This is a genomic window from Mesorhizobium sp. M7A.F.Ca.CA.003.01.2.1 (assembly GCF_003998945.1).
In the GTDB taxonomy this organism is placed as follows: Bacteria; Pseudomonadota; Alphaproteobacteria; order Rhizobiales; family Rhizobiaceae; genus Mesorhizobium; species Mesorhizobium ciceri.
On sequence record NZ_RZRA01001190.1, the window covers coordinates 1 to 1,392 of the forward strand.

The 1,392-nt window shown below is 60.5% G+C and carries 2 protein-coding genes and 1 pseudogene; all 3 read right to left on the reverse strand.

What is annotated here, in order from left to right; genetic code table 11:
- Positions 1-349: 50S ribosomal protein L7/L12 (gene rplL / locus EN969_RS31075; RefSeq protein ID WP_127419735.1), on the reverse strand; the 349-nt coding region annotated here is incomplete at its 3' end.
- Between the two features lie 54 nt (positions 350-403).
- A complete protein-coding gene (gene rplJ, locus EN969_RS31080; RefSeq protein WP_013531412.1) occupies positions 404-922 on the reverse strand; it encodes a 50S ribosomal protein L10 in 519 nt (172 codons plus the stop codon).
- Between the two features lie 393 nt (positions 923-1,315).
- Positions 1,316-1,392 (reverse strand): annotated as a pseudogene (locus EN969_RS36810) (50S ribosomal protein L1); the annotation flags it as partial.

The following is a 1,392-nucleotide window of genomic DNA, read 5'->3' on the forward strand; positions in this document are numbered from 1 at the left end:
CTTCCAGCTGGGCCTTGAACTTGTCAGCGTCGGCCTTGGAAACGGCTTCCTTGACCGGCTTCGGAGCCGCTTCAACCAGATCCTTGGCTTCCTTGAGGCCAAGACCGGTGATGGCGCGGACTTCCTTGATGACGTTGATCTTCTGAGCGCCTGCGTCGGTGAGGACGACGTCAAATTCCGTCTTTTCCTCGGCCGGAGCAGCAGCGGCCGCAGCGCCGCCAGCAGCGGCAACCGCCACCGGAGCAGCAGCCGAAACGCCCCACTTTTCTTCCAGAAGCTTCGACAGCTCGGCCGCCTCGAGGACGGTCAGCTTCGAAAGGTCGTCTACGATCTTTGCGAGATCAGCCATTGTTGTGTTCCTTCATAAGGTTCGAACGTGTGTTTGTGATAGCGAGGAACGGCCTCATGCCGCCTCGTCCTTCCGGGCGTAAGCGCCGATGACGCGCGCGACCGAGGCCGCTGGCGCATTGACGATCTGGGCGATCCGGGTTGCCGGCGTGGCGATCATGCCAACCAGCCTGGCGCGCAGCTCATCGAGCGACGGAAGTGTGGCGAGTGCCTTCACACCGTCGGCATTGAGCGAGGTGGTGCCCATTGCGCCGCCGAGAATGACGAGCTTGTCATTTCCCTTGGCGAAATCGGACGCGACCTTCGGCGCCGCAATCGGATCCTCCGAATAAGCAATCAGCGTCTGTCCCTTGAACAGCTCGATGATCGATGCGGAGTCCGTGCCCTGAAGAGCGATTTTGGCGAGACGGTTCTTCGCGACTTTGACGGTGCCACCGGCAGCGCGCATTTTCGACCGAAGGTCGTTCATTTGCGCGACGGTGATACCGGCGTAGTGGGCCACGACCACTGAACCTGCGTTCGAGAACGCACCGTTCAGGCCCGTGACGAGTTCGCGTTTTTCCGCTCTGTCCACTGCCTATCTCCAGTTGACCCCAATCCTGTTAACGGGAACATCCCATTGACGAGGACAGGCGTCGGGTTGCCTTTTGTCGGCCGGGCCATCCAGTAACGGATCTCCCGAACGACGCTCGAGGATCCTGCCCCCTTTCGCCACATCGACAGTCAAGCCGGCGATGCGCAGACAAAAGGCAAACACGGTTCGAACCTTTCATTGGAGCAATCGCTCCGTTGTCCGGTCTTCACCCGTCTCATGCAGGCCCAAATCGAATTAAGGCTTCTGGGCCGCCTGCAATCTCGGACAGGATGTCCGGAAACCTTTCGGCTTCCGGTACCGGGCCGCCGACAAGTCGGAAGTCCGGAATTCACTTGCGGATCAGCCGCTTGGCGGCCGATCCAAATGTTCGTATCAGGACGCGTTGAGCGTCGCGACGTCGAGCTTGAGGCCCGGGCCCATCGTCGAGGTGACCGACACCTTCTTGACGT